Source organism: Streptomyces spiroverticillatus, from assembly GCA_014650415.1.
Lineage (GTDB): Bacteria > Actinomycetota > Actinomycetes > Streptomycetales > Streptomycetaceae > Streptomyces > Streptomyces spiroverticillatus.
The window spans coordinates 221,597-233,810 of record BMUX01000014.1 but is presented as its reverse complement, the minus strand read 5'-3'; the positions used below and the strand labels follow the sequence as shown (position 1 = coordinate 233,810).

The 12,214-nt window shown below is 71.3% G+C and carries 11 protein-coding genes and 2 pseudogenes; 5 read left to right on the top strand and 8 right to left on the bottom strand.

Annotated elements, in window-relative coordinates; translation table 11 throughout:
• Positions 1–81: 81 nt before the first annotated feature.
• Positions 82–1,602 carry a class I adenylate-forming enzyme family protein gene (locus IE269_RS31280; RefSeq protein ID WP_189826584.1) on the bottom strand — a complete coding sequence of 507 codons (1,521 nt, stop codon included), beginning with the start codon at positions 1,600–1,602 and terminating at the stop codon, positions 82–84.
• A gap of 163 nt (positions 1,603–1,765) precedes the next feature.
• Between IE269_RS31280 and IE269_RS31275 the strand changes: the two genes are divergently transcribed.
• Positions 1,766–2,944, top strand: coding sequence for an acyl-CoA dehydrogenase family protein (locus IE269_RS31275; protein WP_189826583.1), 1,179 nt, complete (start codon positions 1,766–1,768; stop codon positions 2,942–2,944).
• 274 nt (positions 2,945–3,218) lie between these two features.
• On the opposite strand, the gene IE269_RS31270 is transcribed toward IE269_RS31275, so the two are convergent.
• The gene (locus IE269_RS31270) at positions 3,219–3,569 is read right to left on the bottom strand and encodes a DUF4260 family protein (protein WP_318299672.1); all 351 of its coding nucleotides are present in this window, start codon (positions 3,567–3,569) and stop codon (positions 3,219–3,221) included.
• A 166-nt stretch (positions 3,570–3,735) separates the two neighbouring features.
• Positions 3,736–4,659, bottom strand: coding sequence for a prolipoprotein diacylglyceryl transferase (lgt, locus tag IE269_RS31265; RefSeq protein ID WP_189826581.1), 924 nt, complete (start codon positions 4,657–4,659; stop codon positions 3,736–3,738).
• 342 nt (positions 4,660–5,001) lie between these two features.
• Here lgt and IE269_RS31260 point away from each other — a divergent pair, with 342 nt between their 5' ends.
• Positions 5,002–5,511, top strand: coding sequence for a dihydrofolate reductase family protein (locus IE269_RS31260; protein ID WP_189826580.1), 510 nt, complete (start codon positions 5,002–5,004; stop codon positions 5,509–5,511).
• 146 nt (positions 5,512–5,657) lie between these two features.
• Entirely contained in the window at positions 5,658–7,193 is a 1,536-nt protein-coding gene (locus IE269_RS31255; RefSeq protein WP_189826579.1) for a fused MFS/spermidine synthase, read from the top strand.
• A gap of 232 nt (positions 7,194–7,425) precedes the next feature.
• On the opposite strand, the gene IE269_RS31250 is transcribed toward IE269_RS31255, so the two are convergent.
• The 3 genes from IE269_RS31250 to IE269_RS31240 all read right to left on the bottom strand — a co-directional run bounded on the left by IE269_RS31250 (position 7,426) and on the right by IE269_RS31240 (position 9,939).
• Positions 7,426–7,680: a DUF6234 family protein gene (locus IE269_RS31250; protein WP_318299671.1), complete on the bottom strand. Its 255-nt coding sequence runs from the start codon at positions 7,678–7,680 to the stop codon at positions 7,426–7,428.
• A gap of 362 nt (positions 7,681–8,042) precedes the next feature.
• A complete protein-coding gene (locus IE269_RS31245; protein WP_189826578.1) occupies positions 8,043–9,155 on the bottom strand; it encodes a sensor histidine kinase in 1,113 nt (370 codons plus the stop codon).
• Positions 9,156–9,222: 67 nt separating this feature from the next.
• A complete protein-coding gene (locus tag IE269_RS31240; protein ID WP_189826577.1) occupies positions 9,223–9,939 on the bottom strand; it encodes a response regulator transcription factor in 717 nt (238 codons plus the stop codon).
• Positions 9,940–10,062: 123 nt separating this feature from the next.
• Here IE269_RS31240 and IE269_RS43415 point away from each other — a divergent pair.
• Together IE269_RS43415 and IE269_RS31235 are read left to right on the top strand one after the other, a co-directional pair.
• Positions 10,063–10,252 (top strand): annotated as a pseudogene (locus IE269_RS43415) (hypothetical protein); the annotation flags it as partial.
• 165 nt (positions 10,253–10,417) lie between these two features.
• A complete protein-coding gene (locus IE269_RS31235) occupies positions 10,418–11,353 on the top strand; it encodes a hypothetical protein (protein ID WP_189826576.1) in 936 nt (311 codons plus the stop codon).
• On the opposite strand, the gene IE269_RS43410 is transcribed toward IE269_RS31235, so the two are convergent.
• On the bottom strand, positions 11,336–11,809 hold the full coding sequence (locus tag IE269_RS43410; RefSeq protein WP_474200929.1) for a DUF6192 family protein: 474 nt from the start codon (positions 11,807–11,809) through the stop codon (positions 11,336–11,338). The genes IE269_RS31235 and IE269_RS43410 overlap by 18 nt on opposite strands.
• Positions 11,801–12,155: pseudogene (locus tag IE269_RS31230) on the bottom strand (transposase); the annotation flags it as partial. The gene IE269_RS43410 and the pseudogene IE269_RS31230, both read right to left, overlap by 9 nt.
• Between the last annotated feature and the right edge of the window lie 59 nt (positions 12,156–12,214).

The window sequence follows — 12,214 nt, the reverse complement described above, 5'->3', positions numbered from 1 at the left end:
GGCGCCTGATTCGCGAAGCGTGGGTGATCTTCCGCTGGGATACGCGGCCTGCCCGCCGCCCGTAACCTATCCGCGCGTCCTCTAAGCGGTGCAGCGATCGCGCAGTTCGCCGCGGCGGGGCTTGCCCAGGTGGTCGCGGGGGATGGCATCGACGACGTACAGAAGAGTGGGCTGGAACCAGTCGGTGACGCCACGGCCGGTGAGGTGGGCGCGCAGTTCGTCGAGGGTGGGGGTGGTGCTGCCCGGGGTGACGACGGCGCAGACCTGTTCGTTGCCCAGGTCGTCGGGTACGCCGACGAGGACGGCCTCGTCGACGGAGGGGTGCTCGTCGAGGACGGCTTCCACGTCGCGTACGGGGACGAGGAAGCTGCCGCCGACCCGTTCGGCGGTACGGCTCATGAACCGTACCGAGCCGTCCGGCAGGCGGCGGATCAGGTCGCCGGTGGAGTACCAGCCGTCGTCGTGCTCCCAGGTCAGGCGCAGCCCGTCGGCGTCCCCGGTGGCCAGGCAGACGGAGGGTCCGCGCACGCGCAGGGGCTGCACCTCGTCGGGGCTGTCGGCGGGGGCGATCTCGACGCCGGAGACGGGCATGCCGTCGCTGTGCGCGGAGGTTCCCGAGGGAGCGTCAGCAGGGACCATGGAGAGGGTGCAGATCTCGGTGGCCGCGAACGCCGACCGCACGCGGACACCGGGGAAGGCCGCCTCCGCCTCCTTGATGAGCGCCGGCGGGGGCGCCGTGGCACCGGTCAGGATGTCGCGCAGGGCGCGCGGGGCCGCGGCCCCCTGCCGGATCTCTGCCACGAGGACGTTCAGCCGGACCGGGACGGCGACGACGTACTCGACCCCGGCGCTGTCGAGGAGTTCGAGGAAGGCGGCGTGATCGGTGGGGGTGTCCTGGAAGACGCCGGTCCCGCCGGAGACCAGCGGGGCGAGCACCCCGAAACCCAGGCCGCCGATGTGGCTGACGGTCTGGGCGGTGGCACTGACCCGGTGCCCGCCGCCGACCGCCCCGACGAGCGCGCGGCCGCCCGCGTACAGAGTGTTGGCGGTGTGCAGCGCGGCCTTCGCCCTCCCGGTCGTGCCGGAGGTGAACAGGACGAGGGAGACACGGTCCGGGTCCACCGCCATCGTGACGGGCTCCGGCTCCGGCTCGGGCTCCGCTGTCAGGAACAGCCCGGCGAAGTCGAGTGCCCCCGGCTCGGGGGTTTCCGCGTAGACCACACGCCGGCTGCCCGCAGGAAGTCCCTCGGCAGCCTTCGCCGCGGTCTCGGCGCGCGGGCCGCCGAGCGTGATGAGGGTGTCGGCTCCCGTCAGGGCCAGCGCGTTGCGCAGTTCCCGTTCACCCAGACCCGCCAGCAGAGGCACGGCCACGATCCCGGAGCGCAGGCAGGCCAGGGTCAGGGCGACCGTCTCCCACCAGTCCGGCAGTTGGTACGCCACCGCGCGCGGGCGCGGCTCCAGGCTGCGCAGGGCGGAGGCGAACCGGTCGATGTGGCGGTCGAGTTCACCGTACGAGAGCGTCAGCGTCTTCCCTCCCCTGCCGGTGACGAACGCGGGCCGGTCCGGATCGGCGGCGGCCAGGGCGCGCAGGTCGTCCGCCACGGTCGTACCGCGTCAGGTCCCGTGCGCGTGGTAGCGCTCCGCGACGGCCGCCGGTGGCCGCACTCGGGCGAAGTCCAGGGGGCGGGGCAGGCCCTGTGGGGTTCCCATGGGGCGGGCTCCTTGCACAATTGACGTCGATCATGACAGGGCGCATCGTGGGCGGATGAACGCCAGCGTTGCAGCATCCGAGACCGTGATCAAGAGCGCCGACGCGCTGCAACGGGCCCTCGCGCTGCGCCCGTTGCTGCGCGAGCGGGCACCTGAGTGCGAGGCCGCACGGCAGCTCACCGAGCCGGTCGTGAAGGCTCTGTCCGAGGCGGGGATGTTCCGGCTCTGGCTGCCGGAACGCTACGGCGGGCTGGAGACCGGCGCCCGCACCTTGGTCGAGGTGGTGGCCGCGCTCGCCGAGGGCGACGGGTCGGCGGCCTGGGTGACCTCGCACATCACCGTCGGTATCTGGCTGGCCGCACAGTTCCCGGAGCCCGCGCGCAGCGCTCTCCTCGCGGGCCCGGAGGCCAGGATCACCGGGGTCCTCTCACCGAGCGCCCAGGCCCGGCCGGTCCCCGGCGGGTGGCGGGTCACCGGCCGCTGGCCGTACAACTCCGGCGGCCCGCTCTCCACCCACGTCATGCTGGGCGCGATGACCACAGACGACGCGGGTCGCCCCGTCGACCAGGCCCTGTGCGCGATCCCCGGCGACGGCCTGGCCTTCGAGGACAACTGGCACGTGCTGGGCATGCGCGGCACCGCGAGCGCCACCGCCACGGCGGCCGACCTCTTCCTGCCGCATGACCGGGTTGTTCCTGTACGGGAGTTGGTCGGCCCGCTCGACCAGGATGCCGGGGCGCCGTTGATGCCCTACCTCCTGCTGGCCCAGATCGCCCCGCAGCTCGGGATGGGCCGCGCCGCCCTCGCCCACGTCCTGGAGCACGCACCGGCCAAGCCGGTCCTGGGCACCCACTACGCCACCCAGGCGGAGTCGGTCGCCTTCCAGCAGCAGGTCGCGGAGGCTGCCGTACGCATCGACACCGCAGAGGCCCTCGCCCTGCGCGTCGCCGACGAACTCGACGCGGCGGCCGGGAGCGGCAAGGGCCCGGGCTTCGGGGACCGGGCCCGCATGCGGGCTCTGGTGTGCCGGGCTGTGGTGGAAGTCGTCGACGCCGTCACCCAGTTGGCCACGGCGCACGGCGCGGGCGGCTTCGCCGACTCCAGCCCCTTCCAGCGGATCTGGCGCGACGTGAACATGGCCGCCCGTCACGTGAACGCCTCCCCGGCGGTCGCCAACGAGACGTACGGAAAGTCCCTCCTCGACCGCCCCGAACGGGCCGCCCGCATCGTCTGACCACATCGCCCACCTCACGAACAGATCCCGACATGACCCCGCATGGGAGTCGCCACTGAGCGGGAGTTGAAAGACGGCCAAGCCTCAGATCACCTCGTGGAGCGCTCTTGGTGGGGCTGGTGTGATGACGGTGCCGGAGCCTGTCGTGGACAGCCCCGTTCGCCGGGCCGGACGACGTCGGCCTGCGGTACCAACGGAAGCCGGGGTCCTCCGGCAAGGCGCGCAGGGGGGTGCGGCACCGCTGCTCTCGTACCCGTGGTGCGGATGCCGACGCTCAGCGCTGCCGGCCGTCGGCGGTGCGTAGTCCGTGCCCGAGCGCCCGATCAGCGGCGATGTGCAGCAGCCAGGCAAGCCCGAAGGTGAAGAGCCCGACGTTGGCACCAGGCCCGTCGCCCGGCAGGAAGGGGACGACGACGAGCACCAGAACTGGGCCGATCGGCCGGTGGACGAGATTGTAGGCGGGTACCCTGCCGCGTGGAAGCTGCCCGGGTTCGTGCGGCCCCGCCGGTCCGAAGAACCGTGTCAGACAGGGAGCGATGAAGCCCGCAATGCCCAGCGGAATCGTCCCGCCGCCGTGGTTGACCATCTCCAACACGGTCCACGCCAGCAGAAACACGGCGAGCACGGCCCAAGCGCCACGGACCGGGCCCGAGGCCGAACTCCGGTTGGCCCTGAGGTGCGTTGGGGATGTCATGCGTTCACACTCCTTGCGGGGAGACGGTGGCCGAAATCCGGCTTGAGGTGGGGCGCTGAGTGGTTGGGGCTCACCTGGAGTGAATTCGTTCAGGCCGTCAGTCGGCATTCGCCCTGGCCGGGGTGTTGGTGGACATGTCGACGTTTGAAGTCGTCATGGCGTTACGAGACTTGTCGCCTCTCCCGGTTCCGCCCTCGTGCTGGGGCTGCGCCACGTCCTCGATGCCGGGGTGGCGGCGGGCCGATACGACGAGGCAGGCGACGGCACCGAGGAAGACCAGGGCGGAGGTCCAGTTGTTCAGGCGCAGTCCGAGGAAGGTGTGGGATTCGTCGATGCGCAGGTACTCGGTCCAGAACCGGCCGACGGTGTAGGCGGCGACGTACAGGGCGAAGGTCCTGCCGTGGCCGAGCGGGAACCTCTTTGCTGCCCAGAGGACGAGTGCGGCGACGGCGAGGTTCCAGAGGGCCTCGTAGAGGAAGGTGGGGTGGTAGGTCGCGGTGTCGAGCAGGCCGGGCGGGCGGTGTGTGCGGTCGATTTCCAGGCCCCAGGGGAGAGTGGTGGGGCGGCCGTAGAGTTCCTGGTTGAACCAGTTGCCGAAGCGGCCGATCGCCTGGGCCAGCACGATGCCCGGGGCGACGGTGTCCGCGAAGGCGGGGAAGGGGATGCGGTGGCGGCGGCAGCCGATCCACGCGCCGAGGCCGCCCAGGGCGATGGCACCCCAGATGCCGAGCCCGCCCTCCCACATGTACAGGGCCCGGATCGGCTCGCCGTGGTCGCCGAAGTACGCGTCGGGGCTGGTGAGTACGTGGTAGAGCCGTCCGCCGACGAGGCCGAACGGCACTGCCCAGAGGGTGACGTCCGCGATGACGCCCTGCTTGCCGCCCCGTGCGACCCAGCGCCGGTTGCCGAGCCAGACGGCTAAGAACACGCCGAGGATGATGCAGAAGGCGTACGCCCTCAACGGCACCGGGCCGAGGTGCCACACCCCGGTCGATGGGCTGGGCAGGTACGCGAGATCCATGGTCGCTCCGTAGTGGGCTTGGTGAAGGGGACTGCTCGCGAGGCATGCGCCGGGCGCCTTCCTGCCGGTGCCCCTTGTCCATGTGCTCGTCCGGTCGAGCGAGCGTTCAGGGCAGGCGTGTGAGCGTGGCGCCGAGTGTGGCGATCTGGAGCAGGAGCAAAGGCAGGGAGATGAAGGCTGCCTGGGCCAAAGCCGTGGACGGCCTTGTCGGGAAAGTGTTTGTGGATTCGGCTATGGCAGCGCCCACCGCAGCCCTTTCACTTCTCGAATGATCAACGTGGCTAACGCTGTTAGCCTTGGGGCGTCAAATTACGGCTACTGGTGTTAGCCGTCAAGGGAGGCATGGGTGAACTCGAGTTCGACTGGCCCGTCATGGACACCGAACTCTCCGCCTACTCCCAGGCCCTCACCGCGGAAGCCGACATCTTCCTCTACGGCCGCAAAGTCTTGGACATCATGTCCGGCTACTGGCCGCACGCCGAGGAACACTCCACCCACGACCACGACTTGGCCTTCGCCCCGGTCTGGCGGGCCCACCGCAAAGTCGTGGTCTCCACCACCCTGGAAAAAGCGGACTGGAACACCCGCGTCATCAACACCGACGTCATCAAGGAACTCACCGCCCTGAAGAACAGCGGCGCCCGCCTGCTGCTGTTCGGCGGCTCCTCGCTCGCCGCCCACCTCACCGAACACGGCCTGATCGGCGAGTACCAGATCTTCGTCCACCCGGTCGTGCTCGGCGGCGGCACACCGGTCTTCCGCACCCCTCAACAGCGCATCCACCTCACCCTCGCGGAAACCCGCACCTTCGACTCCCGAGTAGTCCTCCTGCGCCACACCCGAACGGAGTGAAGGTGAAGGTGCCGGCCGCTGTCGGCATTCGGGGTTCGTGACGTCGTACCCGCTGGGAGGCTGGTGAGCGACGACCGGAGGCGGGCACAGCACCCGCCTCCGGGAGCGCCAACTTGCCTGCCTGCCAACGGAAATGGACCTCGCCCGTGACGAGCCCGCCCTCCCCGCCCTCCGCGAAGAGCACGCCCCGCACCCCCGCTCTGGGACCCCGCACGGCCGCCGCGCTCGTGTTCGGCTCCGCGGCCGCGGTCCTGGTGGTCGAGATCGTCGCCCTGAGACTCCTGGCCCCGTACCTCGGTCTCACCCTGGAGACCAGCACGATGGTGATCGGGATCGCCCTCACCGCCATCGCCCTCGGCTCCTGGCTGGGCGGGCTCCTCGCCGACCGGATCGAACCACGCCTCCTCATCGCTCCCGCGCTCGGGGTGTCGGGCGCGGTCGTGGCGTTCACGCCCGCCGCGCTGCGCGCCGCTGCCGAGTGGGCGCCGGTGCTGCTCCTTCTGCTCGCGGCGCTGACCATCCTCGTGCCGGGCGCGCTGCTCGCCGCGGTGACACCCCTCGTGACCAAGCTGCGCCTCACCAGCCTCGCCGAGACCGGAACAGTGGTCGGCCGCCTGTCCGGCGTTGGCACCGCCGGCTCCATCGTCGGCACCGTTCTCACCGGCTTCGTGTTCGTGTCCCGATGGCCCGTCAGCGGGATCCTGATCGGCCTCGGAGCGCTGTTGCTGCTCGGCTCGGCGCTGGTCGGGTGGCGCACGCGGGGCTGGACCGGTACTCCAGCCCTGGCCCTCACGGTCGTCGCCGGGGGACTGGTGACCACGGTCGTGCCCGATGACTGCGACACGGAGACCCGCTACCACTGCGTACGAGTCGTCGCGGACCCCGACCGCGACAGCGGCCGCACCCTCGTCCTGGACGGCATTCGGCACTCCTACGTCGACCTCGCCGACCCCACCCACCTGGAATTCACCTACGTACGGGCGATCGCGTCAGCAGTTGACGCCGCCTTTCCCCCGCGCAGGCCCCTCACCGTCCACCATCTGGGCGGCGGCGGGCTCACGTTTCCCCGCTACCTCGCCGCCACACGGCCCGGGACACGCAATGTGGTGTCCGAAATCGACAGCGGGGTCGTGCACGTCGACCGCACCCGGCTCGGGAGGCCGGATCCTCGTACCGAAGTACGCGTCGAGGACGCCAGGCTGGGCCTTCGCCGACTGGACCCGGGCAGCCGTGACCTCATCGTCGGCGACGCCTACGGAGGAGTCAGCGTGCCCTGGCACCTCACCACGGTCGAAGCGATGGCCGACGTACGGCGCGTACTGACCCCGGACGGTCTCTACGTCGCCAACCTCATCGACCACGGCGACCTGGCCTTCGCCCGAGCCGAAGTAGCCACCCTCCGCAAGACGTTCCAGCACGTCGCCCTCATCGGCAAGCCCGCCGACATCGGCACCGACTCGACCAGCACCCGAACCGGGGGCAACTTCGTGGCGCTCGCCTCCGACTCCCACCGCCCCATCGACCTCCGCGCGACCCAGAAAGCACTCGACACCCGGCAAACGGGCTGGAGGATCACCACGGGTGCCGCCCTCACCTCCTGGATCGGCGACGCCCAACCACTCACCGACGACTTCGCCCCCGTCGACCAGCTCCTCCAACCCAGCCCGCGACGCAACCGGTAATCGCCTTGCCTCCACCCGTTCCGGCCACACCACGCCGTCACGGGGAGTCCGTCAGACTGCCCCAGAAACGGTTCCTGTACGGCGACGGCGACGGCGCCCCGGTGCCTTCGCCGACCGAGGCCCGCCGACACGGCGGCGCGCATCGCGGAGGGCCCGGGGCTGACACCGACGACTGCGAAGTCCGACAAGACAGCGCTGTTGTGCGACGGCACCCCCAGCCGAACCGGCTGTCTCAACAGTTCGGGGCATAGCGGATGCACCCGGGCGGGGTGTGGCTGCTCTCCCACTGGTGTTGGGTGATCACCAGCACTCCGCCGGCCAGGAGAGCCACCAGGAGATGTGCGACCACTGTGCAGCGGGCACGGAAAGCGCCCGCGAGCGCCGCGATGACGAGTGCGGCGATCAACAACACCTGCACCCGGCCTCTGTGCGCGAGGTCAGCCGCGTCGATCCGGACCTGGTCGCCTTGTGCTGCCCACGCTTCCATGCCGAAGGCCGAACACCCAGTCCAGCACGAGCCAGGCGGTGCCCAGCAGGAACAGGGGAAGCGCGAAGGCAAGGTCCACTCCCCAACGGATTGGGCGTGACCAGGGACGCCAGGGATTCGGCTTCGCAGGGGCGTTCGTCATAGCGGCAGGGTGCCGGGCCGGGCCGTGCTGTGCATGAGTACGCGTACTCACGATGAACAGCTTTCCGCCCCTGATGAAGGCCCGTTCGCCCGCAGCGGGCTGCACGGGGACTGGGGCGGGGACTGGGGCGGAGGGTAGGGTCGTGCGCCTGTCGCAGCAGGCGCGGTCCGTTCCCCGTTGCGGGGCTGCCGCAGCGTAACGGAATGTGGTCCGTATCCCGTTACGTGGCAGTCGTCGGGAGGATGACCTCGAAGCAGCAGCCGCCCGGCACGTTGCGCACCTCCGCGCGGCCCGCGTGCGCCTCCACGATCCCGCGCACGATGGCCAGCCCGAGGCCCGCCCCCGCCGGAGGCGTACGGGCTTCGGAGCCGCGCCAGCCGGTGTCGAACACGCGCGACAGGTCCTCGGCCGGAATGCCGCCGCACCCGTCGGTGACGGACAGCACCACACAGTCCGCCCGCTGCTCGGCGGCCACCGCCACCGTGCCGTCGGGGGGCGTGTGGCGGATCGCGTTGACCAGGAGGTTGACCAGGACCCTGGTCATCTCCTTGCCGTCCACCTCCACCGGCACCGCCGCCACCCGGTCCCCGACCAGGCGGACGCCGTGCTCCCTGGCCAGCGGGTCGGCCCCGTCGAGCACGTCGCCGACGAGGTCGTGGGTCGACATGCGGGCCGGTACGAGGGCGAGTGCCCCGGCGTGGATGCGGGAGAGCTCGAAGAGGTCGCCGACCATGGTGTTGAGCCGGTCGACCTCGGTGCGGATCTGCCGGTGGTAGCGGGCGGTGTCGGGCGCCACTCCGTCCTCCAGGGCCTCGGACATGGCGCGCAGTCCGGCCAGCGGGGTGCGCAGGTCGTGCGAGATCCAGGCGACCAGTTCGCGGCGGGACGCCTCCAGGGCGCGTTCGCGCTGCCGGGACGCGGCCAGCCGGGCGCTGGTCGAGGCCAACTCACCGCTGAGCGCCGCCAGTTCGGCGGGTACGGGGTCCGAGGGTGCGGCGAAGGTGCCGCCGTCACCGAACTCCCGCGCGGCCAGGGCCAGCCGCTGCGTGCCGACGACCAGTCGCCGGCCGAGCAGCAGCGCGGTGACCAGGGACACGACGGCGGCCACGGCGACGACCAGGGTGACCACGTACAGGTCGTGGTCGGACAGGAACATCGCCTGAGCCACGGCGAGCGTGCCCGCCAGCATCGCGATGACCGCGACGGCGGCGACGACACCGAGCGACACGGCGATCGAGCGGCGGCGCAGCAGGTGCAGGACGCCGTGGCCCAGCAGTCCGGCAAGGGCCGCGCCCAGGAAGGCGTACAGGGCGATCAGCAGGATGTCTTGCAACGGTCGTCAGTCCTCCGTTCGCGGTGGCTCGGGGCGGTTCCCCAGTGGCTAGGGCCGGACGGGTCGCTCAGTCGTCGGCCGACGGGTCGAAGCGGTACCCGGCGCCCCAGACGGTCTGGATGAGGCGGGGCCGGGCGGGATCGTCCTCGATCTTGCTCCGCAGCCGCCGCACGTGGACGGTGACGGTGGAGAGGTCGCCGAACTCCCAGCCCCAGACCTCCTGCATCAGCTCCTCCCGGCTGCGGACCTGCCCGGGATGCCGCAGGAAGTGCACCAGCAGGTCGAACTCCCGCAGGGTGAGGGCGAGTTCGACCCCGTCCTTGGCGGCGCGCCGGGCCGCCGCGTCGACTTCGAGCCCCGAGGACCGCAGTGGAGGTCCGGGCTGCGGTGCGACGGCGGCCCGGCGCAGCACCGAGGCGACCCGCAGCACGAGTTCGCGCGGGCTGAACGGCTTCGTCACGTAGTCGTCGGCGCCGACTTCGAGGCCGAGGATGCGTTCCTCCTCGCCGCTGCGCGCGGTCAGCATGATCACGGGTACGGGGCCGGTGGCCCGGAGCGTGCGGCAGACCTGAAGGCCGTCCATGCCGGGCAGCATCAGGTCGAGGACCACCAGGTCGGGCCAGTTCCGGCGGGCCGCGTCGAGTGCGCCGGGCCCGTCGGCGGCCACGGCCACGGTGAAACCGGCGCGCTCCAGGTAACCCGTGACCACCTCGGCGACGGTCGGGTCGTCGTCCACGACCAGCACCCGCTGCGTTCCGGCCGGGTCTCGCGGTGCGTTCTGCATGCCCTCAAGCCTCCCACCCGGAGGCCCCGGGCGGACTCCCGCGCGCGCCCGGGCGGCTCGACGTCCGTGTTTCGTAAGGTCTCCCGGGCCCTTTCGGGGGCTGTGGATTCGTACGGTGAAGCCGTGAACGATCCCCATGCCTCTACGGTCGAGAGCCCGCCTCGCAGCGGCTCCGTCGACGTCGTGCTGCCCTGCCTCGACGAGGCGGCGGCACTGCCCTGGGTGCTGGAGCGCATCCCGCCCGGCCGGCGCGCGATCGTCGTCGACAACGGCTCCCGCGACGGGTCGGCGGACGTCGCGCGCCTGCTCGGACCACTCTGCTGGGCACCACCACTGACGGTCCTGGGGCGCGCGGGCGCGCGGGCGGGCGGGTTGAGTAGCGGACCGGGTCCGGCTGAGTGCGCATGCTCAGGGCGGGACGCCGAACTCCTCGTACCGTCGGCGGTGGTAGTTGAGCGGACCGGACGGCGGGGAGCCCATGAACGCACTCATGCAGTACGCGAGCGGTGGTTCCTGCGCGTCGGAGGAGTGGCCGATGCTCTACCTGGGCGTGGTGGCCGTCCTCGCGGGCTGCGGGTTCCTGGTCAACCTGATCGCGCTCTGGGTGTGCGTCAACGTCGAACAGCCGGCCAGGACGTGGGCGGTGGCGATGGTCCTGCTGCCGTGGATCGGCCTGGTCGTGGCGTTGGTGGCGTCCGTGGGGCTCGGCCTCGACGCGGCGGACCGGGGCGGGTCACCCTGGTGGTTCCTGCTCGCGGGAGCCGGGGCGCACCTGGGGGCGCTGGCCGTGGTGGCCCTTCTGGTCCGGTCCGCCACGCGGAGAGCCTCTCGTGATGGCGTCCCGCCGCCGGACGACACGGCCGCGCTCGGCGCGCGGACGGGTGGGACACGTACCCCCTCGGAACCGGCGCGGTCGCAGCCCTCCGCCGTCCCCGTCGACTCGCCCCGCTCGCACGAGGAGTGGATGGCCCGGGTGATCCGCAGGCCGGACGACGTGGGGTACGGTGTCCTGCTGCCGTGGCTGGCCGAGAAGTACTTCGCGCACCACCACCGCCTGATGGACCGGCATCTGCCCTCCGGCTGCCACCCCGGAGAGACCGCCACCGCGGACGACGCGCTCGCGGTCCTCGCCCTGGGCGAGAGCATGCACCGCATGCTCCTCCGGGACCGCTCCTGGTTCGTGTACGACGCCATGAACTGGGGTGCCACCTGGAACGAGGTGGCGGCCGCGCTGGACGTGACGACGGGCCGGGCTCGGTCCGTCCTCCGGTCCTACGCAGAGACACAGCGGGAGCTGTACGAGGAGACGGAGGGGACGGGGGACCGGCCCTTGGGCTACTCCGCCGAGAAGTACCGCTCCGCGCTGGCGCTCATCAGGCTCGCCGACGACGCCCGGTCACCGTCGGCCGCGTAGCGGGACGGGCGGACTCAGTCCAGGTCGGGGACGAGCAGGTGTTCTTGAAGCAGGAGACGGAGTGGGCTCGGCGACCGCCGAGACCTGCTCGTCCCCCGTCGCCGGCTGGTCGACCCGCTTCCCGACCACCCGCTTCGCCCCGTCCGGCGTCCACTGCCGCCCGCCGGTGCGCGGGTTGAACGGCGCGTCCTGCACTGCCGCCCTCCGCTCCGCCTCGTCTGCCACCGAGGCCAGGGTCCGGTGCACCGTGAACGACACACCCTCCCGGCGCCGCTCCGCCTGCCACCGGTTGGCGGTGTAGCGCCCGCCCACGGCACGCACCGGCTCGATCTCCAGCGCGATGTTCCCCAGCGAGAACTGGGCCCGGGCGACCTGCGCGACCAGTTCCTTTGCCCGGCTGACGATCTCCTCGTAACGGTGCCGGGTGACGTTCCCGACCCGTTCTTGACAGAACAGACGCTCCGCGCAGGTCGGCGCGCCGGGGCGGAGCCAGATGTTCACGTCGACCGCGAGGACCAGGCACCCCTCGGCGGCGTGCGGCATGGGCAGGTCGGCCAGTACCTGCCGCAGCCGTGGCACGTCGATCGTCCCGTTGTTCAATGCGTCGTACAGGGCGTCGTGCCCCCCGCCGGTGTTCGGCCATCAGCGTCAGGTCCACTGGCGTTCTCACCGGACCGTCCGCACACAGCAACGCGTCCACCAGCTCAAACAGCTCATCACCGCGCGCGGTCAAGCAGTCGAACAAGTCCTCCCGGACGTGTGACGCGAAGCCCAACGTGTCTCGACCGGCATCGTGTTGCAGTGAACTCGCCCCTGAGGCCTTTGCGGAATAGCAGTTCTGTGGCGAAACGCATGATCCTG